The organism is Bradyrhizobium sp. Arg237L (genome assembly GCF_029990105.1).
Taxonomy (GTDB): Bacteria; Pseudomonadota; Alphaproteobacteria; order Rhizobiales; family Xanthobacteraceae; genus Bradyrhizobium.
In genome coordinates this window covers 40,804-64,491 of the sequence record NZ_JAQMIL010000018.1, presented here as the reverse complement: position 1 = coordinate 64,491, position 23,688 = coordinate 40,804, and the positions used below count along the sequence as shown (strand labels likewise).

Below are 23,688 nucleotides of genomic sequence, written 5' to 3'. Positions count from 1 at the left end.
TGCGAGAATCATTCCGGTTTGAAAGGCTCGCTCTTTACGCAGACCAGCGGCACCTGGACGTCCCCCTTTTTCGTCGCGACGGTAAGCGTGGGAGGCAGCGGCACGTCGGCTTCCGGAGCGACATGCGCGACGACGACCCAGCCGCGCTTGCCGTGATCCTTCCCCGCCTCCACGCCGATGGCGTGGGCGCCGCATTTCAGCAGTTCGCGACTGTTGAGTTCGCGTGCCTTGTTGGCCTGTTGCTCGTTCGCCATCACCAATCCGCATGGCCGGTCCGCTTCTCATGCTTTCACGAAGCGGAACTTCAGCGCCTTCATGACCTCGGCAATCGGATTGAAGATACTCGCGGCACCCGACCCGGCAAAGTGCAAACCGACGATCTTCTTGCTTGCCTTGTCGACGATGATTGCGCCGGAATCGCCAGGCTTCGAATAATGCGTGCACTTCACCTGGTCCAGGAACCCGATCTTGCCGAGGCCCGGATAGGGCATGACGATCCTGAAGTGGACGTCCTGGACTTCGCCATCGGCATCTTCCGACGTCCGTCCGCGCGTGACGATCTTCATCCCGCGCACCGGATTGGTGGTCGCAAAGGGAGAAGCCGCTCCGCGTATGGAAAAATCTATCTTGTCGAGAAAGTCCTGATCGATCTCGGCGAGAGCCGCATCCACGCGGTTGAGAAAATCGTCACCGGTCTTGAACTTCAGGATAGCGGATAATGTCGCGACGACCTGATCCCTGCCGCCATTGTCGGACTCGCCGGGAAAGACGATCTTGTCGCCGACCTTCCCCAATCCGCTCTTGGCAAGCACGTGGGAATTGCTGAGCACGAACAGCTTCTTCCCCTTCTTGACGATCGCCCCAAGGGTTCCCGTATCCGTCAGATTTCCGATGCTATAGCCGCTGAGCAGCGGCGACCTCTGCTTGTTGACCTGGGGACGAACCTTTCCGATCGCCTGGACATCGGTGAATACCGCCTTGCGACCCGGCACACTCAGAACGGGAGGGATCATCTTCTGGCTCTTCATCCGGCTCTTGGCGATCTTCTTTTCGACGTAGAAGCACACGCTCAGTTCGCCGGTGTCTTTCTTCTCGGTGATCTTGTCCGCAATTCCGATGCCGACGATGTTGGGATCTTCGAAGACGGTCCGCACTCGCTCAACATGCCTTGCCTCGAGCAGCCCCAAGGATTCCGGCCGGGCTCCCTTCTCGCCGCTGACCAGGTTGAGCGCATCAAGCAGTTCCTTCGGAGTATCGTTCCTTGCCATGACGCCTCCCCCAGAGATGCAAGCCGGCGAATTCAACAATCTTGAGTTGAGATTAGCATTTTGGCAAGCCTACGCGCCCGCCAGTCAATCGAATCTTGATGAAACTATTGCGATCCCGGCTGGCCTTTTGGCGACGCCCGTGGCACGCCGAAAGCCGGCCTTTTGTTGGCCATACTGCCCTCGCAAACCGGCGGCGCGAGTGCCATGTTATCGACTTGAGAATCAAGGACTTCGTTATTGACTGATCTGCGCAAGCCCCACGCCCCTGCTCCGGCGGCCTCGCCAGTGCCCGGCGGCATCGCCGCGCGCGCCCGTGCGGCGGCAAGCCCGCAATACCTTGCAGGGCTCAATCCGGAGCAGCGCGAGGCGGTGGAGACGCTGGACGGTCCGGTGCTGGTTCTGGCCGGTGCCGGCACCGGCAAGACGCGGGTCTTGACTACCCGTATCGCCCATATCCTGAGCCAGGGCCGCGCACGGCCGCACGAGATCCTGTCGGTGACCTTCACCAACAAGGCGGCCCGCGAGATGAAGCTGCGGCTCGGCCAGATGCTCGGCCAGGCGGTCGAAGGCATGCCGTGGCTCGGCACCTTCCACTCGATCGCCGGCCGCATCCTGCGCATCCATGCCGAGCTGGTGCAGCTCAAATCCAACTTCACCGTGCTCGACGTCGACGACCAGGTGCGCCTGTTGAAGCAACTGCTGCAGGCCGAGAACATCGACGACAAGCGCTGGCCGGCGCGGATGCTGGCCGGACTGATCGACACCTGGAAGAACCGCGGCCTGACGCCGTCGCAGGTGCCGGCCGGCGAAGCGGCGAGCTTCGCCAACGGCAAGGGCGGCAAGCTCTATGCGAGCTATCAGGAACGGCTGAAGATCCTCAACGCGGCCGATTTCGGCGATCTCCTGCTCGAGAACATCCGCCTGTTCCGCGAGAACCCGGATGTGCTCAGGCAATACCAGAACCGCTTCAAGTTCATCCTGGTCGACGAATATCAGGACACCAACGTCGCGCAGTATCTCTGGCTGCGGCTGCTGTCGCAGGCGCCGTCGCCCAAGTCGGCTCCTCTCTCTACCGTCATTCCGGGGCGCATCGAAGATGCGAACCCGGAATCCGGAGATGAAGTGAACTCATCTCGAGATTCCGGGTCTGCGCTTTCAGCGCATCCCGGAATGACGGAGGTCACCTCTTCTGCATCCACTCCACCCAAGAACATCTGCTGCGTCGGCGACGACGACCAGTCGATCTACGGTTGGCGCGGTGCCGAGGTCGACAACATCCTGCGCTTCGAGCACGATTTTCCCGGCGCAAAAGTCATTCGCCTCGAACGCAACTATCGCTCGACCGGCCACATCCTCGCCGCCGCCTCGCATCTGATCGCGCACAATGAAGGCCGGCTCGGCAAGACCCTGCGCACCGAGGATCAGGATGGCGAGAAGGTCACCGTCACCGGCTCCTGGGATTCGGAGGAGGAAGCGCGCGGGATCGGCGAGGAGATCGAGGATCTGCAGCGCGCCGGCGAGAATTTGAACGAGATCGCGATCCTGGTGCGCGCCTCGTTCCAGATGCGCGAGTTCGAAGACCGCTTCGTCACGCTTGGCCTGCCCTATCGCGTGATCGGCGGCCCGCGCTTCTATGAGCGCGCCGAAATCCGCGATGCGCTGGCTTACCTGCGCACGATCAATTCACCCGCCGACGATCTCGCCTTCGAGCGCATCATCAATGTGCCGAAGCGCGGGCTCGGCGATGCCACCGTGCAGCTCTTGCACGACCACGCCCGCAAGCGCCGCATTCCGCTGTTCGAGGCCGCGCGCGCCGTAGCGGAGACCGACGAGTTGAAGCCGAAGGCGCGTGGGAGCCTACGCGGTGTCGTGCAGCAATTCGACCGCTGGCGGGCGCAGAGCGAGGTGACCTCGCACACGGAACTGGCCGAGATCGTGCTCGACGAGAGCGGCTACACCGAGATGTGGCAGAAGGACCGCTCGGCGGACGCTGCCGGCAGGCTCGACAACCTCAAAGAGCTCATTCGCTCGATGGAAGAGTTCGAGAACCTGCAAGGCTTCCTCGAGCACATCTCGCTGGTGATGGACCGCGACGGCGAAGCCGGCGACGAGGCTGTGTCGCTGATGACGCTGCATTCCGCCAAGGGCCTGGAGTTCGACAACGTCTTCCTGCCCGGCTGGGAGGAAGGCCTGTTTCCAAGCCAGCGCACGCTGGATGAGCAGGGCCGCGCGGGCCTCGAGGAAGAGCGCCGCCTCGCCCATGTCGGGCTGACTCGCGCGCGGCGCCGGGCAAAAATCTATTTCGCCACCAACCGCCGCATCCACGGCACCTGGTCGACCACGATCCCCTCGCGCTTCCTCGACGAATTGCCGGCGCATAATGTCGAGATCACGGAATCCAAGGGTGGCTCCGGCTGGGGCGGCGCCGGCGGCTACGGCCCCTCGCGCTTCGACAATGTCGAAGCCTTCGGCTCGAGCTACACGACACCCGGTTGGCAGCGCGCCCAGGCCAACCGCGCCCGCAACCAGAACCGCGGCGGCTCACGCGGCGGATTCGACGAGGAGCAATCGCCGTTCGGCGGTTTCGGCCGCAACAAGCGCGGCCCGATGGTGATCGAAGGCGAACTGGTGGCGAAATCCACCGGCACGGTTTCGGAATTTTCGCTCGATGACCGCGTGTTCCACCAGAAATTCGGCTACGGCCATGTGGTGAAGATCGACGGCAACAAACTCACCATCGCCTTCGAGAAGGCCGGCGAGAAAAAGGTGGTCGATAGTTTCGTGGAGCGGGTGTAAGAGGGTGTCCTGCGGGTCGCTCACTTAATGCCGGCAGAACAGGCTTTAAGGTCTACATGATCCAGGGAGGGGTTTCATGTTGACCAACAGCCGCGAGATCATACGCCGCCTGGAGCGGGAAGGATGGATACTTGTTCGCGTTACCGGTTCGCACCACGTGTTCAAGAATCCCATATCCGGCGAAACGCTGGTCATTCCGCACCCAAAGAAGGACTTGGGGAAAGGACTGGTGCGCGCCATCTATAAAGGTGCAGGCTGGAAGCCCGATTGAGGTTGGCCATGGCTCACTACGTCGCGATTGTTGAGGACGCCGGACCTGAGCACAGCGTGGGTGTCTGGTTTCCGGATCTGCCCGGCTGCACTTCCGGCGGCGATGATATCGATGAAGCCTTGCGCAATGCGCCGGAGGCCTTGCAGCTCTATGCGGAAAGCCTTGAAAATGACGGCAAGTCGCTGCCGCGTCCGCGAACACTGACCGAGCTGAAGGCCGAGCCGGAGATCGCGAACGACATAAAGACCTATATGGTCGCCCTGATTGAATTACCCGCGCGCGCTTACGCGGCGGAGTGAACTGATCGTCGTTTCGACGGATTGCAGAACCAGCCAAGCGTACCTATGTACTGGCCGCCCCTCCTCTCGCGCGGCGCAACGTCGCGTTCCCTGTACTTTTCCCGCCAGCCCATCACCGTTAGCCATGTCGCCGATCATTTCCGTTTCCAATCTCTCAAAAGTCTACGGCTCCGGTTTCAGGGCGCTGAACAAGATCAATCTCGATATCCGGCGCGGCGAGATTTTTGCCCTGCTCGGGCCGAACGGCGCCGGCAAGACCACGCTGATCAGCATCGTCTGCGGCATCGCCAATCCGAGTGAAGGCAGCGTCTCGGTCAACGGCCACGACATCATCAAGTCCTACCGCGCCGCCCGCGCGATGATCGGCCTCGTGCCGCAGGAACTGCACACCGATTCGTTCGAGACGGTATGGGCGACCGTGAGCTTCAGCCGCGGCCTGTTCGGCAAGCCGAAGAACCCCGCTCATATCGAGAAGGTGCTGAAGGACCTCTCGCTCTGGGAGAAGAAGGATTCCAAGATCATCACGCTGTCGGGCGGCATGAAGCGGCGCGTGATGATCGCGAAAGCGCTGTCGCACGAGCCGCAGATACTGTTCCTGGACGAGCCGACCGCCGGCGTCGACGTCGAGCTGCGCAAGGGCATGTGGGAAGTGGTGCGGACGCTGCGAGATGCCGGCGTCACCATCATCCTGACCACGCATTACATCGAGGAAGCCGAGGAGATGGCCGACCGCATCGGCGTCATCAACAAGGGCGAGATCGTCCTGGTCGAGGACAAGGCCAAGCTGATGGAGAAGCTCGGCAGGAAGCAGCTCAAGCTGCATCTGGCGCACAAGATCGACGCCATTCCGCCTGCGCTTGCGGCCTATCATCTCGTGCTCTCGGAAGGCGGCACCGAGCTGATCTATGATTACGACACCGCGGGCGAACGCACCGGCATCACAAGCCTGCTCGGCGATCTCCGCAACGCCGGAATCCGTTTCTCCGACCTCGAGACCAGCCAGTCTTCGCTCGAAGACATCTTCGTCAGCCTGGTGCGGCAAGTTTGAAGTTCCTATCAGGGTTTGCCGCACCCTCGTCATAGGAACTTCAAACTTTAATGCCGCACCAGAATCATAGATTTGCTAGCGCTCCTCTGATTTCGAAGTTCGCATTGGAGGCTCCGCGAACGCGTGCGAACTTCGAAATCAGAGCGCTGGTGAGGACACCATGAATTATCGGGCGATCCGCGCAATCTATTTGTTCGAAATGGCGCGCACCTGGCGCACGCTGTTGCAGAGCATCGTCTCGCCAGTGGTGTCGACCTCGCTTTACTTCGTGGTATTCGGCGCCGCGATCGGCTCGCGCATCACGGAGGTCGAGGGCGTCAGCTACGGCACCTTCATCGTGCCCGGGCTCGTGATGCTGTCGGTGCTGACGCAGAGCATCGCCAACGCATCCTTCGGCATCTATTTCCCGAAATTCGTCGGCACGATCTATGAAATCCTCTCGGCGCCGATCTCCTATTTCGAGATCATCATCGGCTATGTCGGGGCGGCCGCGACGAAGTCGATCATCCTCGGGCTCATCATCATGGCGACGGCCGGATTGTTCGTGCCGCTGCACATCAATCACCCGATCTGGATGCTGACCTTCCTGGTGCTGACTGCCGTCACCTTCAGCCTGTTCGGCTTCATCATCGGCATCTGGGCCGATGGATTCGAGAAGCTGCAGATGATCCCGATGCTGGTGGTGACGCCGCTGACGTTCCTGGGCGGCAGCTTCTATTCCGTGAACATGCTGCCCTCGGGCTGGCGCACCATCACCCTGCTCAACCCCGTGGTCTACCTGATCTCGGGCTTCCGCTGGAGCTTCTATGGGATCGCCGATGTCGGCGTCGGCCTGAGTCTCGGCATGACCCTGGGCTTCCTCGCCACCTGCCTGGCGATCGTCTGGTGGATATTCCGGACGGGCTACCGGCTCAAGCATTGATCGGCGTCGTAGCCCGAATGAAGCGCAGCGCAATCCGGGAACGCTGTCACAGCTCGCGGCACCGTCTCCGGATTGCGCTTCGCTCCATCCGGGCTACCGTGATCAGCGATAGCAGCGGAAATGGCCCGAGCGGGTGTAGTAGCCGCGGCAGCGATGGCCACGGTGCCAGCCGCGATTGGGAATGCCGAGCACGCCGTTGACCGCACCCACGGCACCGCCGACGCCGGCGCCAACGGCACCCCCAACCACGCCGCCGACCGGACCGGCGATCCGATTGCCCTCGTAGGCTCCCTCGTGCGCGCCGCGAACGATGCCCTGGGCATGTCCTAGATGAGGCATCGCAAGCAATGCAAGGATGATGGCGGCGGCCGCAAGCACGAGCCGCACCGGCGTGACATCAGGCAGCGCCGGCGTCTTGACCTTGGTCTTCTTCATCACAATTCCCAAAAATGCACGGCAAATTGTACCGTCAGGCGGGAGTGTGAAACGCCCTTGCGGCCAAATGGTTGCGCGTCTGTGACGAATTCGAGTCGTCCGCTCACAACTCGCGAAAAAGTCAGCAGGCCGGCGCCGGATTTCTCCGATGACGCCTTGCTTGCGCCGCTCGTTATATTAACGATGCATAGCCGGGCTACTGGAACCCGAGCCGGATTCCGGGCATATTGGATGCCGGGGACGGAGAACCGCGGCGCTGCAATGGTAGGCCTGGAGGGCCAAGGTAAGATGCGTACGTTCCTCGTTGCTTTCACCGCCCTGACGCTGGCTTTTGCCGGCGCCGCACAGGCCAAAGTCGCCATCACCGTCGACAAGGATAACCAGCAGATGACCGTCGCGGTCGACGGCGTCGAGCGGTATCACTGGCCGGTCTCGACCGGCATCCCCTCCTACGAGACGCCGAACGGCAGCTTCCGCACTTTCCGCATGGAGGAAGACCATTACTCCAAGGAATTCGACGACGCGCCGATGCCGCACTCGATCTTCTTCACCAAGATCGGGCACGCGATCCACGGCACCGACTCCATCAACCGCCTCGGCAGCCCCGCCTCCCATGGCTGCGTGCGATTGTCGCGCGAACATGCGGCGACGCTCTACGCGCTGGTGCAGGAGCAAGGCGTGCTCAACGCCACGGTGACGCTGACCGGCTCCTCGCAGGTGGCGCTGGCGCGCAATCCGAAGCGCGGCAACACCGCGGTTGCCCGCCGCGCGCCGCAGTACGAGCAGCAATTTGGCGATGCCGCTGGCGATCCTGTGATGATCACACCGCAACAGCAGCAGCAATTGCCGCAGGCCCGCGCCGACGACGGCTACATCTATCCCGCCGACGGCAGCTCCAACGCGCAGGTGTATCCGGCGCCGCGCAGCCGCCGCGTCTACGATACGCAGACCTACTATCGCCAGCCGCAGCAACCGCAACAGTATTCCGACCGCTACGTGCCGGCGCCGCAAGGCTACTACTACCCGCCACGCCCGCGCGGGTTCTTCACATACCAGGATTGACCAGCGCCGAGTTGGTCGAGACGTCAGAGCGGGATGGCTTCATCATCCCGCTCTTTATCTTTCTGCGCCCAATTTCTTTTTTGTGCCTCATTCTTGCCTGCGCACGATCTTCGCGCAAACGCCTCGCATTCCCCTGAAAGTCCGCTTTACGCCGACGCCATCCTGCACGTCCGGATTCGTGCACGATCGCCATCAACACGCCTGCGTGAGCCCAAATTGACAACGCCCGCCGTGTCCGTATTGTGTCTAGTTGTTTCGCTGGATTTCCCATGACACAAGAAGAAATATCCGGTTTTTGCGTTGCTTCGCTCGCTAAAGTGCTGCGGATCGCGAAGGACCGGGTCAAGACCGATACCAAATTCAACCGACTCGGGCTCGATTCGGCGATGGTCGTCTATGTCATGATGGAACTCGAGGAGAAGCTCGACCTCGAGCTTTCGACCGACGACTTCTACGACTATCCGACCGTCGACGCGCTGTCGCGTTACCTCGCTGAAAAGCTCGCGGCCCGCTCCGCTGCCTGATCCTCACTACCGCCGGATATCATTGGCCAAGATGGAGACGTTTTCCTCGCTGGTGGCGCTGCTGGCAAAGCGGGCGGAAACGCAGCCCGATGCGCGCGCCTACATCTTCCTCTCCGACCGCGGGGCGGAGGAAGCCGTCCTCACCTTTCGCGAGTTGCATGACGCCGCCAGCGCGCTGGCGGCGCGGCTTGGCGAAGTCACCCGGCCCGGCGATCGCGCGATGCTGGTGTTTCCGCCGGGGCTCGAATTCGTCGTCGCCTTCTTCGGCTGCCTGATAGCGCGCGTGATCGCGGTGCCGATGATGATGCCGCGGCGGCAGAGTGCGCGCGACTCCAGCGCCGCGATCATGGCCAATTGCGAACCTGCGATCGCGCTCACCAGTTCGGCCTTCGCCATCCGCGGCGATCTGCAGGAGCGATTTTCGCGCGAAGGCCTGCACTGGCTGGCCGTCGATCTCGATACGACGCCAGCGCAGCCCGCAGCCGATCTGCCGCTTCCAGCGCGAGAGGATATCGCCTTCCTGCAATACACCTCGGGCTCGACGTCCGAGCCCAAGGGCGTCGCCGTCAGCCACGGCAACCTGCTCGCCAATCTGGAGATGATCCGCATCTCGCTCGGCAACACCGAGCGGTCGACCTATGTCAATTGGGTGCCGCTCTACCACGACATGGGGCTAATCCTGAACACGCTGGAGGCGCTCTATGTCGGTGCGCTCTGCGTGCTGATGGCGCCGAACGCCTTCACCCAGCGCCCGCTCAACTGGCTGCGCGCGATCAGCGATTATCGCGCCGAGGTCGCCTGCTGCCCGAATTTCGGCTACGACCTCTGCGTCAGCCGCTATCGCGCCGACCAGATGCAGGGCGTCGATCTCTCCTCCTGGAAGATTGCGCTCAACGGCGCCGAGCCGGTGCATGCCGAGACGATCAAGCAATTCATCGAGACCTTCGCCGCTCACGGCTTCGATCCTCGCGCCACCTTTCCGGCCTATGGCATGGCGGAAGCGACACTGCTGATCTCCGGCGGCAGCCGCGGCGCCGGCCACGTGACGCGGGATGTCAGCCGTGCAGCGCTGCAGGCGCATCGGGCCGAAGCGCCGGCTGACGCGGCGGACAGCCAGATGCTGGTCGGCTGCGGCCGCGCGCTCGAAGGCGAGCGGATCGCGATCGTCGATCCCGACACCTGCGCGCGGCTGCCCGTCGACCAGGTCGGCGAGGTCTGGGTGAACGGTGCTAATGTCGCGGGCGCCTATTGGAACAATCCGGAAGCGACCAAGGCCGGCCTGCATGCGCGCATCGCGGACGATGACGACAGCGCGAGCTGGCTGCGCACCGGCGACCTCGGCTTCCTTGATCGGACGGGTGAGCTCTTCATCACCGGACGGATCAAGGACCTGATCATCGTCAGGGGCATCAATCACTATCCGCAGGATATCGAGCGCACGGTGCAGGCGGCGCACACCGCGCTGCGCGCCAATTGCGGCGCGGCGTTCTCCGTCAGGGACGAGCACAGCGATGAAACGCTTGTTGTCGTGCAGGAGGTCGAGCGCACCGAGCGCAACAGGATCGACGGCGCCGAAATGAAGGGCCTGATCCGCGAGCACGTCACCGACCAGCACGAATTGTTCGCACGCCATATCGTGCTGATCCGGCCGGGCACGCTGCCCAAGACCACCAGCGGGAAGATCCAGCGCAGCCTGGCGCGCCGGCTGTGGTCCGAAGGCCGGTTCGAGGATCTCGCCGCGGACGCGGATTGACTCGCTCTTGCGGTCATCGTCCGGCTTGACCGGACGATCCAGTATTCCAGAGGCAGTAGTGCTTGAGTCGAGAGGCCGCCGGTTACTGGATGCCCCCGCCTTCGCGGGGCATGACAGGGAGAACGATCATCTGAAGTCGATCTTCGCCGCCTCGCCATCGCGGATGCTGGCGGCGATGCCTTCCATGATCTTGGTCGCGATGCTCGGGCGGTAGTGGATGAAATCCGCAAAATTCGCACGGTCGCGGGTCAGCGCGTTGTCGATGCGATAGTTGATGAAATTGCTGTTCGGCCGGCCGGCCACGACACGCTTCAGAGCCGCGTTACACGCCTCACGGTCCGCGGCGGCGGGCGTGCCGGGCTGCGGCATCTTGCTTTGCAGGGTCGGCGGCACGACGATGACGACACTGGTCTCGGCTGGAAGCCTCTTGACCAGCGCATCGAGCCGCGCGACGTCGGGAAGCGTCTCGCGCTCCGCGATGGTGGCCGCAGGCAGCGGATCGCGTGGCGGGCTGATTTCGCGGAAGGTGCCGGGCAGCCAGATGTCCTCGTAGCTGAAGAAGCCGGTGGGATCCCTGCGATGGTGCCAGCCGAGGCCGATCGAGAAACGTTGGAACGTGTGCTCGATCGTGGTCCAGGACAGCAGGTGCGTCGCGTAGACGAGCGGGCTTTCGCTGTAGAGCCAATCGGGGAAGGTGCCCGGCGGCGATTGGATGGGGACGTGATGGCACCACCAGGGATCGACGACGAATACAAATGCGCCCACCCGCTTGTGATGCTTCAGGAAAAAATCGACCAGCATGAGCTGCTCGTGCGGATTGGCGCCGGTCATGTAGAGCTGCACGAAGCGCAGGCCGGTCGCCTTTGACAGCTCCGTCGGTTCAAGCATCTGCGCAGTCGAATTGCCGATGATGGCGGAATCGAAATTGGGATCGCGCGCGCGGCTGGCCGCCGAGGTGAGCGTGTTGCGATCGTTGACGCCATCGATGCCGAGCACGCCGAACCTTCCGCTGTCATAGGGGTCGACCAGGATCATCAGCGCGTAGAGCAGCACCAAGCCGCCAACGAGCGTGCCGACGCAGTTGGCCAGGCAGCGGCCCCATTCGGGCGACGTGTCAGAACTGGTAGTAAGCGAAGCCACGAACGTTCCCTTCTCCGAGCACGATCAGGATGGCGAGCAGGCCGAGGCCGGCCACCGCGCCAAGCCAGGGGCGCGGCCGCTGCATCACGCGTTCGACGATGTCCTGGGTTGCCGGCAGCAGGAACGCCATCAGCGGAACGACCACGAGCGGCCACAGATGCTTGCCCTCCGACAGATTGGGCGGCCCGGCGAGGCCGTGGAAGATGTTCAACGCTGCATCCAGCGTGCCGGCGCGGAAGAACACGCCGGTCAGCAGCACGAAAATCACCGTCAGCGCCCATCCGACGAGCGCAGGCAGCCGCGGCCCGTAGCGGCGCCACAGCGAGCAGACGACCAGCGCCAGGCCATGCAGCGTGCCCCACAGCACGAAGGTCCAGCTCGCGCCGTGCCAGAGGCCGCACAGCGCCATGGTCAGCACCATCACGGCGAAATATTGCAGTTGGTAGAAGCGCCGCGGCACCATGCGCTTGTTGGCGAGCGGAAAGAACAGGTATTCGCGCAGGAACGTCATCAAGGTGATGTGCCAGCGCTGCCAGAAATCCTGGATGCTGGTGGAACGGAACGGCGCATCGAAATTGTACGGCAGCTTGACGCCGAACAAGAGGCCGAGCCCGACCGCGATGTCGGAATAGCCGGCGAAGTCGTAGAGGATCTGGATGGCGAAGGCGAGCGCCAGCCAGGCGTCGCCATTGCTCACCGGCCCTTCAAGCGCCCGCGCATAGATCGGATCGATCAGCCGCGCGATGCGGTCGCCGAGCAGGATCTTTTCGACCAGCCCGATCAGGATGAAGGCGATGCCGATGCAGAACTCGCGCTGCCAGCCCGGCGCATAGACCTTCTTGCCGAACTGCTCCATCACCTGCGACCAGCGCACCAGCGGGCCGGCGAGCGCCTGCGGGAAGAAGGAAATGTAGAGCGCGTAGCGGTTCAGCGAATAGGTCGGCGCCTTTCCCTTGCGCAGGTCGACCAGATACATGATGTGGTGGAAGGTGAAGAAGGAGATGCCGAGCGGCAGCACGATGTCGAGCACCGGCATCGGCCGGCCCAGCGCAAGGCCGATATTGTAGGCGAGGAAGTTGGCGTATTTGAACCAGCCGAGGACGGCGAGATTGGCGACGATTGCGGCGGTGATGATCCACGACATCTTGGTCCTGGCATACGTCATCGCCGCGAACCAGTTGATCAGGATCGACAGGATCAGGAGCAGGACGAAGGGCGGATTGCCGTAGGCGTAGAAGACCAGCGACATCGCGACCAGCGTCCAGATCCGCCACTGCGGATGCGGATCGACCAATCGATAGATCAGGATTGCCGCTGGCAGGAAGCCCAGCAGGAAGGGGTAGTCGTTGAACAGCATCAGCCGGCGATCTCAGGCATGACCCGGGTTACTCACCTTATCCGCCGGAAGCCGACGACTATCCGTGCTCGAGCTCGGCCAGTTCGGGCGCCGGCTCGTGCAGCCGGCGCAGCGCGATCTTCTCCGCACTCGGCACCTTGACATTCCAGGCCAGTCCCAGCGCGGCGAGCAATCGGATGAAGAGATAGCCCGGATCGAATTCGAACCATCGCAACCCGAACGCCGCCGAATAAGGGAAGGCATGGTGATTGTTGTGCCACCCCTCGCCCCACGCCAACCATGCCATTACGCCGAGATTGCGGCTGTTGTCACCCCTGGTGCGGTAGGGACGTGCGCCGAATGTGTGCATGACGGAGTTGATCGCCGACATCGCCTGTTCGACCGCGAACATGCGCACCACGCCGCCCCAGAGGAACCCGGCCACCGCGCCCCACAGGCTGCCAGCGACCAGCCCGCCAATGGCGGTCGGGATCAACAGCCCCAGCAGCACCCAGACGTAATAATAGCTGTTGACCCGGACCAGCGTCGGCTGCGCCATCAGGTCCGGAACGTAGTGGGCGACGTTCGGATAATCATGCTCGATCATCCAGGTCAAATGCGCATGCAGGAAGCCGCGCAGGCGGCCGAGGAAGCTCTCGCCATGCAGATTGGGCGAATGCAGGTCGCCATCGTGATCGCTGACCTCATGGTGGCGACGATGCATGGCGGCCCAGGATACCATTGGCCCCCGCCCGGCCATCGAGCCCATGATGATCAGCATCGCGCTCACCGCCGTGCCGGTCGCGAAGGCGCGGTGCGTGAACAGCCGGTGATAGCCGACGGTGAGGCCGAGGCCCGTGACCAGCCACATCCCAAAAAACAGGCTGATTTCGAGCGCCCCGATGGGGCGGTAGAACAAGGCCGCAACCGCGATCAATGTCCCGATGAATGGCAAAACATCAAACAGGATGAAATGCCGCCGCTGCAATCGATGAAAATGCCGGCTCCGGATAATCCGATGGTCGCGCATGACTAATGGAACAATTGGGAAACAAGTTCCATCAGTATAGAGTCCGCCCCCGTGCCGCAACCGTTGCGGCGGGTTATGGCGCCAAACCGCGAACGCGGGCGGCGGGTGTTGCAAAAATATCGAGCTCACTACTCGCCGTCGCGCAATCGCCGGTAAACCGCGCCCAGGATGTTGGAATAATCGTCGGTCCAGACCTGCTGCTTTTCATCGGCCTCGGTCTCGCTCCACTGGTCGGACGAGGCGAGCTTGCCGACATCGTCCTCCTCGCGTGCGGAGATTACCACCGAGGTCGAGAAAATGTATTCGCTGTCGCGGCCGGAATCCTCGCTGTAGACCCAGCTCTTGAGGTCGTTGGCTTCGGCAATGCCGACCACGACGCTGGAAAGCTCGAGGTGGCGGTTGGAGACATGCATCACCACCGCGCCCTGTGGCGCCAGCTTCGCCTTGTAAATCGCCATCGCCTCCTCCGTCGCCAGATGGATCGGGATCGCGTCGGATGAATAGGCATCGACGATGATGAGGTCGTAGATGCCATCCGGCTCGCGGGCGAAGGTGAGCCTGGCATCGCCGATCACCGGCTTCAGATCGGGGGCGCAATTCTGGATGTAGGTGAAATACTTCGGATCGCGCGCGGTATCGACCATGGTCTGGTCGATCTCGAAGAACTTCCATTGCTCGCCCGGCTCCGCGGCGCAAGTGAGCGTGCCCGAGCCGAGCCCGATCACGGCGACCCTGAGCGGAGCGCCCTTGCGCTCGCGCATCGCCGTGATCGCCTGCCCGATACCGCCGTCCTTGTGATAATAGGTGATGGGTTCGGGCCGCCCGGTTGCCGGCGTGCCGTCGTCATTCTTGAATCGCTCGGCGCCGTGAATGGTGGTGCCATGCATCAGCACGTGATACTGGCCGTTCGGCGTCACCACGATTTTGTGCACGCCGAAGAAGCTGCGCACGGTCTCGACCCGCCCTTCATCGGAGGGGTAAGCGCGTAACAGCAGCAGCGCGACCACGACGGTGGCGAAGATCTTCCAGCGGTTGGCGTTGACCGCGAGCGCCAGCAGCGCCGAAAGCACGCCGACCGCGCCGATCACCCACGCCCGCCGCTCGTCGAACCAGTTGAACAGCGTCCCGGTTGAATAGGACGGCGCGATCAGCGCCACCGCGAGCACGGCAAGGAACGGCCAGTACCAGGCGCTCCAGCGCGGCAGCCGCTCATCCCCGGAAGGCCGGCACAGCGCGGCGAGCGCAAGCAGGATCGGGTATTCGGCCACCCAGGAGAAGGTGAAGGGCGCGATCAGGCCTGCGAACAGGCCACCGACCATGCCGCCGAACGACAGCGCGACGTAGAAGCCGGTAAGGTATTTTGCCGCCGGCCGGGTCCGCGCCAATTCGCCATGGCTGGCCATCGCGATGATGAAGAAGCAGAGCTGATGGCCGCCGAGCGTCAGCAGCAGATTCTGTTCGCCACCGACCGCAAGCAGGATGACGACGCCCGCGATCGCGAGCGGCTGCAGCATCAGCATCCATTTGTGCGGAAACAGCGGGCGCGACTGGAACACCAGCACCCAGGTCAAGAGGTAAAGCGACAGCGGCAAGACCCAGAGCAGCGGCGCTGCGGCGACGTCGGTCGAGATATGCGCGGTCACCGCGATCAGAAGGCCCGAGGGCACCGCGGCCAGGAAGATCCAGCGCAAGCGCAGCAGCCAGGAGGGCGCGGGCGCATCGGCATCATCGGCCGGCAAATTCAGCGCTGCCGCGCTCGCAGGCGAACGCAACAGCAGCACGCCGCAGCTCGCGATCAGCAGGATCAACAGGCCATAGCCACCGGTCCAGATCAGGTTCTGCGTGCGCAGCGTGAACATCGGCTCCAGCAGCACCGGATAGGACAACAGCGCGAGGAAGCTGCCGATGTTCGAGGATGCGTAGAGGAAGTACGGATCGGGACCGTTGGGATGGCCGGTGCGCACGAACCAGGCCTGCAGCAGTGGGTTGTTGGCAGCGAGCGCGAAGAACGGCAGGCCGATCGAGACCGCGAACAGGCCGAGCAACCAGAACGCGTAACCTGATGTCGGCGGATCACCCCAGCCGCTCCGGATCGCAAGCGGCAGCGTCAGCACGGCCGCGACCAAAAGCAGCAGATGCACCGCGACCGGAGCGGCGCGGTTGTTCATCTTCATCAGGTAATGCGCGTAGGCGTAGCCTGCGAGCAGCAGCGACTGGAAGAACACCATCGCCACCGACCACACCGCCGGCGAGCCGCCGAGCCGCGGCAGCACCATCTTGGTGAACAGCGGCTGCACCGAGAACAACAGGAGCGCACTGACGAAGATCGCTGTGGTGTAGGCGATCAATACCAGCCGGTTTCGCGCGGCGGACGGCTTAGAAATCATGAAAGCTCCGGCTTGGGTCCGGCGGACGCCGGCGAGATTTCCGGCGAATGCACGCCAGAGGTTTCAATTGAGCATATGGCAGCATGGCCGGCAATGTAACCAGGTAACGTGGACTTGACGATGTGCCGGCGCGGAACAGCAGCACGCCGACATGACGGTTTCATAACTGGGTACCTCGCCATGCCACCGCTCTCTCCCCCGTCATTGCGAGCGCAGCGAAGCAATCCATAGCGCCGCAAGTGGAGACGTGGATTGCTTCGCTGCGCTCGCAATGACACGGGTGAGGTCTGGTTCAAATATCAAACAGCAAATCCATAGGATGGTAGAGCGCAGCGAAACCCATCGCGATGGAGCAAGCCGCGCGAATGATGGGTTTCGCTGCGCTCTACCCATCCTACGATTCCAAAACAGCGGAGAAGATGTGTGTCCGCATTCTCGCGGCGTTTTGCGCCCGAGGTTTGCATCTCGTTCCACCCTCTCATTGATCAGAGGGCGCAGGGAAAGCCGGGTGCGGGTTGCACCCGTGGGTCCCGTGCAACAAAAAGCACGGGGGTAGGACCACAGGTTCAACCGAAGCATTCCGGCTTTCCCTGCGCGATGGTGTTACGGCTTATTTCGTGCTCTCCCCGGTGACCGGGCTTTCTTGCCACCATCACTTCGTAAGAAGCTTAGCGCCAGCGTCGGGGCGCCAGGACCACACGACTTCGCCGTCCGCTGATGTTGCGTTCGTCTGTCGCAACAGCCGCGTCCACCGCATCTCACCGCAACGTTCGTGACGATCGCGACCCGCCCCTCATTCGCGCTGAGACGCGCGGAGTTAAATCACTGATTTGCCCGACGGTGAAAGCAGAATGTTTTTTACGCGAGGGCTGGACAGACTTTTGCTGATTTGCCCGACGGGTTGTTATGTCGCACCCTCTGCATCCACATCGTCATTGCGAGCCAACGGGTCGCAATGACGGGGCTGTCATTCCGGCGCAGAACAATCGTCGCGTTCAGATCGAACGAGCCTGTCTCCGAACCTCATTTGCAATCGGCCTCAAGGACTCCGGAGCGGCGGGGCCGATCAGACTGTAGCCCACGCCGTCGTCTGCCCAGGCGAAGCCTCCAACGCCGTCCTGCGATTGGGGCGTCATTGGTGCGTTCTGGTCCGCACTGCTCATCGGTCGGGTCAGCACGACAATCCGACTCCCGTGGTCATCGTCATACATGAACATTGCAGCGGGGCCATGCGAACTGGCGACAAGGCGCCCTCCCATCAGACGGTAGCCCGACGTGGTCAAATCCGGCACCTTCACCGGCCGATGCAGCCGGTCTGAGAGCCATTGCACGAGTTGAGCGCTCTCGGACGCGCGAACCTCGACAGGTCGGACGCGATCCGGTGCATAGACGCTATACGAGATGGCCGCCTCCTGTGCGAGCGCAACCAGTCCGCTCGGCGACGTCTGCAGCGCGCCGCGTACGAACCAGCCGCCGAGACCACCGATGCTCAACAGCAGCATCGCCGCCATCGCCCACCGAACCGGCGACGGTCGTCGCGAACGCTGCTCGATGATGCGCGACAGATTGAGCTCTGCCGGCAAGGGTTCCTCGGCGATCGGCGCGAACGCCGCGCGCAACCGATCGCGCTGATCGCTGAAGGAGGCGACGCGTCTGGCGACATCCGGATGATCACCCAGATAAGCGGCGACTTCTGCCTGCCGCTCCGGTTCGAGGACACGGTCCACATAGGCGTGGAGATCATCCTCCGTGATCGGTCGATGGCTCATTCTTCACGCTCCGTATTGACACAATGTTGGTTGGCGCATCGATCGCAGTGCCTTCGATCTCCTGCCGCAGCCTTTCGCGCGCCCGAGAGAGCCGCGACATCACCGTGCCCACGGGAATATCGAGCACCTTCGCGGCATCCGCATAGGAGAGGTCTTCGACGCCAACAAGCAGCAGTACGGCACGCTGGTCTTCGGGAAGTTTCGCGAGCTTGTTCAGAACGTCCTGATACATCAATTTTTGTTCCTGCGCTGCGGCCTCGCCCAAATCATCCTCATTGGTGTTGTCGATCGGGACATGCCTGCCGCGCGTCGCTGACTGGCGAAACTGATTGATCGCCAGGTTATGCAGGATCGTGAAGAGCCAGGCGCGGACATCGCCGTCGCGCCGCTGGTACCAGCGGCTGACGGCACGCTCCAGGCAATCCTGCACCAGGTCGTCGGCATTCGCGCGGTTGCGAACCAGTGCGCGTGCATAGCGGCGGAGCGCGGGTATCAACGGTTCGACCTGCCTCAGCATGTCTTCCATGGCGCACTCCGCCTCGATCATGATCCGATTGGACGCAATCGGATCATGATCTCATCTCTTTGTTTGAGCATGATCTTCCCACGCAAACGCTTCGCGTTTGTCGCGAGGGAAAACCGGTTTCCACTTTTCCCGGATCATGCTCTAGCTTGCCCTCACTCTACCATCACCGCGTTTGCACCTGTACCGCCTCTCCTGATGTCGTCGCATCTCCGGGGGCAATGACCAGATATCGCCGTTCCGGACTTGCCGGATCCTGGACGATCTGCCGGATCGGCCCAACAGCGTTGACGATGGCCGATCCGGCCGGATTGGTCATGAAGGCCGCCAGCGGTTGCAGAGAACCGCTTCCGTCAGCGTGGTCTGCCAGCGCAAGCACGTATTTTTGCTTCGGCGTCAGACCGGTCACCGACGCCTGCAGCACCTGGATCAGGCCCTGATCGAACAGTGAAACGCTCGTCGGAGGTTTCTCGTCCTTTGACCCATCCTTCGGTCCGAGCGAGAGGTGCGCGGCCTGGCCCGCGACACCGAGCGCCTGCAGGTTCTGGCGGTCGTCTGCATTCGGGGCAGCGTTCGGAACATAGGCGATGGCCTGAGGCGCTTGTCCGATCGGGATGTTGGCGATCACCGTATTGGTCGCGGTGTCGATCGCTGCGAGCGCGTCGGCATTCTCAAGCCCGACATAGATCCGGCTGCCATCGCCCGACGGCCACACACCGTGCGGAAGATTTCCGACAGGGATGGTCGCGACCTCCGAAAAATCATCGGTGCGGAACACCTTGACCTGGTTCAAGCCGCCGATCGTAACGTAGGCGAAAGTCCCCTTCGCCGTGTGGGCGAAGTTAACGTGGTTGGTGATCGGGCCGCTGTCGATCATCTTGATCAGATTGAACGGCGGCCTGGCATTGAACACCTGCGTCGTGCCGGTGTCCTTGAGCGTGAACCACACCTGGTTTCCGTCCGGCGTCGCGGCGATGTTCGGGCAGAACGGACTCTCCTGCTTGACCTTCGCGATGATCTTGTGGTCGGCAACGGAGACGACGTCTGTCTCCGGGTTGAAGGACGAGCAGATGTAGCCATATTTTCCGTCGGGCGAGAAGATCTGCATGCCCGGACCGCTGGGCGTGGTGATACGGGTCTTCTCTGCGAACGTCTTGCTATCGATCACAGAGATATAGTTCTCGCCCCGCACGGTGACCCAGACCTCCCGGCCATCGGGCGTGAAGAATGCTTCATGCGGCGATCGGCCGACATAGGTCACATGCTTGACGGCATTGGTCGCGGTGTCGATGAAGGTCACCGAGTTCGATCCGATCGAGACCACCGCCAGGGTCCGATGATCGGGCGAATAGCCCATCCCGTGGACGAGAACCTGCCCCTTGTAGAGCGGGCTGAAGTTAACGGGTTGTGGATCGCCCAACCTGATGACGCCGAGGAGCTTGTTATCGACAGGGTCCGTCACCGAGACCGTATTCGAGAATTGCTCCGCTGCGTAAACGCGGTCGTGATGGCTGATCGGCACGTCAGGCGCGGACAGCGCGCCGGGCGCTTGTCCTGCCCAGGCGCCGGAACTGGTTGCAAGCATCGTGCCTGCAAGGAGAAGGCTCTTCCAGATCGTCATGGTTAGCTCCTACTTCTTCATTCCCGATGACATGTCCATCGACATGCCTGAGTGGTGATGTTCGACCGCAGTCGAAGCCGGTTGCTGTTGCGTGGGGGCAGGCGCGGCATCCGTCACCGGCTGGCCGATCGCAAGCTTCATGGCTGCGATTTCCTGCATCTGATCGACGATGATCTCCTGCGCGATACGCCGTAACTGTTCGTTCTTGCCGTAGCGCAGTTCGCTGATCGCCATGTCGATCGCGCCTTGATGATGAGGAGACATCATCGCCACAAAGTCGCGGTCGACGTCGCCGGTCGGCTTGATCTCCATGTCGTTCATCATCTTGATCATCGCGGCCTCGTTCTCTTTCCAGAACGGAGCCTCGTCGGCGGCAACGGCCGGCGGGACAGGCGGGTGGGCTTCCTGCGCAAGCACATGCGACGGAAGAGCAAACGCGATGAGAAGGCGCGCGCCAAGAACCACAGTGCCTAGACCTGGTCTCGGAAGCATGCCTGACAGCGCCGTCACGGCGCCGTGAAACGATGGCCTACGCATTCTGGCCTCCATATTTGATGCGTTGTGCGGGTGTGACGCGTGCGGGCGCGTCTTATTCCATCGAGCCTTCGAGATTCTGGAGCGGCGACGCGCAGATCTCGGAAAGCACAGTGATTGCAAAGGCAAGGGACTGCCAAACGGCCCGATCACATAAACGTTAGGATCCTGATGCCGCGCGGCTTGCCCGAACCTCCACGACCCATCCGTTGATCTACGTCAACACCAAGGTGTCCGGCCCCTACTTCCATGCGGTTGGTGTGCACTTTTGGCCCATGGCAGAGACCCAGTAGGGAGGATCGGTCATGAAAATGTCCGCGCTGTTGTCCTGCGCTGCTACGTTGACCATGCTCACGATTGTGCCCGCGATGGCACAGCAGACGACTGGCGCTGCGGGTTCGCCCAGCGCCACGACCACGATCGACGGCAAGCAACTCCCGCCGCCCGATCCGACGTTTGGCGGCGTAATCCGGGACGACGCCCTGCAATCCAAGCCGTGGTGGGCGCCGCGCGTGGTCCCGCCGCAGGGCGCGCCGAACGTGCTGCTGATCATCACTGATGACGCCGGCTTCGGCGTGCCGAGCACTTTCGGGGGTGTCATCCCGACCCCGACGATGGACCGCATCGCCAATGAGGGCCTGCGCTACAACCGCGTCTTCTCCACCGCACTGTGTTCGCCGACCCGCGCGGCGCTGATCACCGGGCGCAACCACCACTCGGCCGGCTTCGGCGTGATCTCGGAACAGTCGACCGGCTTCCCCGGCTATGACAGCATCATCGGCAAGGACAAGGCGACGATCGGGCGGATCCTGCTCGGCAACGGCTACGCGACGTCATGGTTCGGCAAGGATCACAATACGCCAGCCTTTGAGGCCAGCCAGATCGGCCCGTTCAATCAGTGGCCAACCGGCATGGGCTTCGAATACTTCTACGGCTTTGTGGGCGGTGACGCCAACCAGTGGCAGCCGAACCTCTTCCGCAACACGACGCAAATCTACCCATTCCTGGGCAAGGCCCCGGGCACCTGGAATCTCGTCACCGCAATGGCCGACGACGCCATCGATTGGATGACGCGCGTCCACCAGACCGATCCGTCCAAACCGCTCTTCATCAAGTATGCGCCCGGCGCGACGCACGCGCCGCACCACCCGACCAAGGAATGGGTGGACAAGATCGGCGCGATGCACCTGTTCGACGACGGTTACGAAAAGCTTCGCGAGCGCATATTCGAGAACCAGAAGCGGCTCGGCGTGATCCCGAGTGACACCAAGCTCGCGCCATGGCCCAGCGATATCCTAAAGCCGTGGGACCAGCTTACGGCGGAGGAGAAGAAACTCTTCATCCGTCAGGTCGAAGTGTTTGCGGCCTACGCTGCCTACAACGACTACGAGATCGGTCGCGTGATCAAGCATTTCGAGGACCTCGGAAAGCTTGATAACACGCTTATCATCTACATCAACGGCGACAACGGCACCAGCGCTGAGGGCGGTCCGCTCGGCACGCCTAACGAGGTCGCGTTCTTCAATGGTCTGAGTGAACTGCCTGTCGATGTGCAGATGAAGTTCTACGACGTCTGGGGCACCGAGCAGACGTACAACCACATGTCGGCTGGCTGGTCGTGGGCGTTTGACACGCCGTTCGACTGGTTCAAGCAGAACGCATCCAGGCTCGGCGGCATCAACCAGAATATGGTCGTGTCGTGGCCGGCGCGCATCAAGGACAAGGGTTCCTTGCGCGAGCAGTTCGTCCACGTCATCGACGTCGTGCCGACGATCCTCGAGGCCGCCGGCATTCAGGCCCCGGATTATGTCGACGGCATCAAGCAGGCGCCGATCGAGGGCACGAGCTTTGCCTACACGTTCGATGGACCGAACGCCAAGGTGCCGTCGCGGCACCAGACGCAGTACTTCGAGATGATGGGCCAGTGGGCGCTCTACCACGACGGCTGGATGCTGAGCACCAAGGTCAATCGCGCGCCCTGGCAGGCGTTTGGCCCGGCCAACCCCGATCCGCTGAACAATCAGGTGCTGCAGCTCTATGACCTGAGCAAGGACTTCAGCCAGTCCGACGACATCGCGGCCACGAACCCGCAGAAGGCCAAGGAGATGAAGGAGATGTTCATCGCCGAGGCCAGGAAGCACCAGGTCTTCCCGCTCGACGCATCGGTCGCGGCGCGCATCATCGCGCCGCGACCAAACATCACCGCTGGACGCACGGAGTTCGTGTACACGCGACCAATGACGGGATTGCCGCAGGGAGATTCGCCGCTGCTGCTCAATGCGTCCTACACGATCGCCGCCGACATCGACGTGCCGCAGGGCGGCGCGGAGGGCATGATCCTGACCTCGGGAGGGCGGTTCGCCGGCTATGGCTTCTACTTGCTGCGGGGCAAGCCGGTGTTCTTGTGGAACCTGGTCGACCTCGAACGCATCAAGTGGGAAGGCCCCGATGCGCTATCGGCGGGCCGGCATGCGGTCGAGTTCGACTTCAAGTATGACGGCATTGGCGTCGCCACGCTCGAGTACAACAGCTTCAGCGGTCTCGGACAGCCCGGCACCGGCACGCTGAAGGTCGACGGCAAGGAGGTCGCCACAAAACGGATGGCGAAGACGCTGCCGATGATTCTGCAGTGGGACGAGAGCTTTGACATCGGCTCCGACACGCTCACCGGCGTGAACGATGCCGACTACAAGCCGCCGTTCCCGCTGACGGCCAAGCTCAACAGGCTGACGATCAGGGTCGATCGCCCGCAACTTTCGCCCGCAGACATCAAGACCCTGCAGGCGGCGATGCGAGAGAAGGCCAAGGCCGATTAATTCCATGGCGCCAAACATGCGGGCCGCGCTCTCTCAGGGCGCAGCCGAGGCCCCGATCTCGCCTGTGGCCCATCCCTCGAGACGCCGCTGGCGCGACTACTCGGGATGAGGTCGCGTCATTCCGGGGCGATGCGCCAGCATCGAGCCCGGAATC

At 62.6% G+C, this 23,688-nt stretch carries 20 protein-coding genes; 9 read left to right on the top strand and 11 right to left on the bottom strand.

What is annotated here, in order from left to right; genetic code table 11:
• Window positions 1-8 precede the first annotated feature (8 nt).
• Both OZ411_RS13525 and OZ411_RS13520 read right to left on the bottom strand, forming a co-directional pair.
• Window positions 9-254, bottom strand: coding sequence for a hypothetical protein (locus tag OZ411_RS13525; RefSeq protein ID WP_282528339.1), 246 nt, complete (start codon window positions 252-254; stop codon window positions 9-11).
• Window positions 255-281: 27 nt separating this feature from the next.
• On the bottom strand, window positions 282-1,268 hold the full coding sequence (locus OZ411_RS13520; protein WP_282528338.1) for a hypothetical protein: 987 nt from the start codon (window positions 1,266-1,268) through the stop codon (window positions 282-284).
• Window positions 1,269-1,505: 237 nt separating this feature from the next.
• Here OZ411_RS13520 and OZ411_RS13515 point away from each other — a divergent pair, with 237 nt between their 5' ends.
• The 5 genes from OZ411_RS13515 (at window position 1,506) to OZ411_RS13495 (ending at window position 6,604) form a co-directional block, all read left to right on the top strand.
• Window positions 1,506-4,064, top strand: coding sequence for a UvrD-helicase domain-containing protein (locus tag OZ411_RS13515; protein ID WP_282528337.1), 2,559 nt, complete (start codon window positions 1,506-1,508; stop codon window positions 4,062-4,064).
• Between the two features lie 76 nt (window positions 4,065-4,140).
• A complete protein-coding gene (locus OZ411_RS13510) occupies window positions 4,141-4,335 on the top strand; it encodes a type II toxin-antitoxin system HicA family toxin (RefSeq protein WP_282528336.1) in 195 nt (64 codons plus the stop codon).
• A gap of 8 nt (window positions 4,336-4,343) precedes the next feature.
• Complete coding sequence (locus OZ411_RS13505) at window positions 4,344-4,634, top strand: type II toxin-antitoxin system HicB family antitoxin (protein ID WP_282528383.1); 291 nt, start codon at window positions 4,344-4,346, stop codon at window positions 4,632-4,634.
• A 124-nt stretch (window positions 4,635-4,758) separates the two neighbouring features.
• Complete coding sequence (locus OZ411_RS13500) at window positions 4,759-5,682, top strand: ABC transporter ATP-binding protein (RefSeq protein ID WP_282528335.1); 924 nt, start codon at window positions 4,759-4,761, stop codon at window positions 5,680-5,682.
• A gap of 160 nt (window positions 5,683-5,842) precedes the next feature.
• Entirely contained in the window at window positions 5,843-6,604 is a 762-nt protein-coding gene (locus OZ411_RS13495; RefSeq protein ID WP_130578600.1) for an ABC transporter permease, read from the top strand.
• Window positions 6,605-6,706: 102 nt separating this feature from the next.
• On the opposite strand, the gene OZ411_RS13490 is transcribed toward OZ411_RS13495, so the two are convergent.
• On the bottom strand, window positions 6,707-7,039 hold the full coding sequence (locus OZ411_RS13490; RefSeq protein ID WP_282528334.1) for a hypothetical protein: 333 nt from the start codon (window positions 7,037-7,039) through the stop codon (window positions 6,707-6,709).
• A gap of 288 nt (window positions 7,040-7,327) precedes the next feature.
• Between OZ411_RS13490 and OZ411_RS13485 the strand changes: the two genes are divergently transcribed.
• The 3 genes from OZ411_RS13485 (at window position 7,328) to OZ411_RS13475 (ending at window position 10,378) form a co-directional block, all read left to right on the top strand.
• Window positions 7,328-8,101: a L,D-transpeptidase gene (locus OZ411_RS13485; RefSeq protein WP_282528333.1), complete on the top strand. Its 774-nt coding sequence runs from the start codon at window positions 7,328-7,330 to the stop codon at window positions 8,099-8,101.
• A 269-nt stretch (window positions 8,102-8,370) separates the two neighbouring features.
• Window positions 8,371-8,625, top strand: coding sequence for an acyl carrier protein (locus OZ411_RS13480; protein WP_282528332.1), 255 nt, complete (start codon window positions 8,371-8,373; stop codon window positions 8,623-8,625).
• Window positions 8,626-8,656: 31 nt separating this feature from the next.
• On the top strand, window positions 8,657-10,378 hold the full coding sequence (locus OZ411_RS13475; protein WP_282528331.1) for a fatty acyl-AMP ligase: 1,722 nt from the start codon (window positions 8,657-8,659) through the stop codon (window positions 10,376-10,378).
• Window positions 10,379-10,504: 126 nt separating this feature from the next.
• Here the strand turns inward: OZ411_RS13475 and OZ411_RS13470 are convergent, their stop codons facing one another.
• The 8 genes from OZ411_RS13470 to OZ411_RS13435 form a co-directional block, all read right to left on the bottom strand.
• On the bottom strand, window positions 10,505-11,518 hold the full coding sequence (locus tag OZ411_RS13470) for a hypothetical protein (RefSeq protein ID WP_282528330.1): 1,014 nt from the start codon (window positions 11,516-11,518) through the stop codon (window positions 10,505-10,507).
• Window positions 11,493-12,875, bottom strand: a complete 1,383-nt coding sequence (locus tag OZ411_RS13465; protein ID WP_282528329.1) for an MBOAT family O-acyltransferase — start codon at window positions 12,873-12,875, stop codon at window positions 11,493-11,495. Before OZ411_RS13465 ends, OZ411_RS13470 begins: the two co-directional genes overlap by 26 nt.
• Window positions 12,876-12,933: 58 nt before the next feature.
• Window positions 12,934-13,773, bottom strand: a complete 840-nt coding sequence (locus tag OZ411_RS13460; RefSeq protein WP_282528328.1) for a fatty acid desaturase — start codon at window positions 13,771-13,773, stop codon at window positions 12,934-12,936.
• Window positions 13,774-14,012: 239 nt separating this feature from the next.
• Window positions 14,013-16,271, bottom strand: coding sequence for a fused MFS/spermidine synthase (locus tag OZ411_RS13455; protein ID WP_282528327.1), 2,259 nt, complete (start codon window positions 16,269-16,271; stop codon window positions 14,013-14,015).
• 995 nt (window positions 16,272-17,266) lie between these two features.
• Window positions 17,267-18,040: an anti-sigma factor gene (locus tag OZ411_RS13450; protein ID WP_282528326.1), complete on the bottom strand. Its 774-nt coding sequence runs from the start codon at window positions 18,038-18,040 to the stop codon at window positions 17,267-17,269.
• The gene (locus OZ411_RS13445) at window positions 18,012-18,566 is read right to left on the bottom strand and encodes a sigma-70 family RNA polymerase sigma factor (RefSeq protein ID WP_282528325.1); all 555 of its coding nucleotides are present in this window, start codon (window positions 18,564-18,566) and stop codon (window positions 18,012-18,014) included. The genes OZ411_RS13450 and OZ411_RS13445 overlap by 29 nt, the downstream gene beginning before the upstream one ends.
• 163 nt (window positions 18,567-18,729) lie before the next feature.
• The gene (locus tag OZ411_RS13440) at window positions 18,730-20,184 is read right to left on the bottom strand and encodes a YncE family protein (protein ID WP_282528324.1); all 1,455 of its coding nucleotides are present in this window, start codon (window positions 20,182-20,184) and stop codon (window positions 18,730-18,732) included.
• A 9-nt stretch (window positions 20,185-20,193) separates the two neighbouring features.
• Entirely contained in the window at window positions 20,194-20,721 is a 528-nt protein-coding gene (locus tag OZ411_RS13435) for a DUF305 domain-containing protein (RefSeq protein WP_282528323.1), read from the bottom strand.
• A 302-nt stretch (window positions 20,722-21,023) separates the two neighbouring features.
• Between OZ411_RS13435 and OZ411_RS13430 the strand changes: the two genes are divergently transcribed.
• Window positions 21,024-23,534, top strand: a complete 2,511-nt coding sequence (locus OZ411_RS13430) for an arylsulfatase (protein ID WP_282528322.1) — start codon at window positions 21,024-21,026, stop codon at window positions 23,532-23,534.
• The last annotated feature ends 154 nt before the right edge of the window (window positions 23,535-23,688 follow it).